The sequence below is a fragment of the Clostridium coskatii genome, from assembly GCF_001675205.1.
Classification (GTDB): Bacteria; Bacillota; Clostridia; order Clostridiales; family Clostridiaceae; genus Clostridium_B; species Clostridium_B ljungdahlii.
This window is the reverse complement of record NZ_LROR01000006.1, coordinates 1-638: the sequence shown is the minus strand read 5'-3', so window position 1 is coordinate 638 and position 638 is coordinate 1. Positions and strand designations below refer to the sequence as shown.

Here is a 638-nt window from a genome sequence, read left to right as displayed (position 1 = left end):
CTTTTTATTTACCTTTTTAGCTTTTTCAAAAACATAAACTATCTCAATATTATTATCATCATCACAATTGTATATTGAGCTAGTAGTTACTTGATACTGAATCTTATTTCTTAGTGAAACCATAATTGTTTCTTTTGAATCACTTTCTCCTAAATACATAGATGTTTTTATATCATTCCAGTTTTCTATAATATCTTCCATATTGTTCGTTTCTAACTTATTACCTCTTATGCCAAACATATCCTGTGCTTTTTTATTACAAATTTTTATTTTACCATTTATATCTGAGGTTATTATAGCAACAGGACTGGAATTAAATATATTTTTTATATGCTTGTAATTCATATTTTGAATTTTATTATACTCTTCTACTTTAAGCATTTGTTCTATAGCATTTGACGCTGCTATAACCATGCCAAGAGTATGGGAATGTACAAACTCAATATATCCAGTAAGATTCAATACACCTATAAGTTTTCCTTTATTATCTTTTATAGGTGCGGCGGAACATGTCCACTTATGATATGCATTAATAAAATGATCATCTCCAGAAATTTGAACTGGCAGCTTACTTTTTATAACTACGCTCATAGCATTTGTTCCAATATTTTCTTCATTCATAAAAGCTCCCGGTACCA

General features: G+C 28.4%; 1 protein-coding gene. It reads right to left on the bottom strand.

What is annotated here, in order from left to right; all coding sequences use genetic code 11:
• Positions 1 to 638: PAS domain-containing protein (locus tag CLCOS_RS00035; RefSeq protein ID WP_153042886.1), on the bottom strand; the 638-nt coding region annotated here is incomplete at both ends.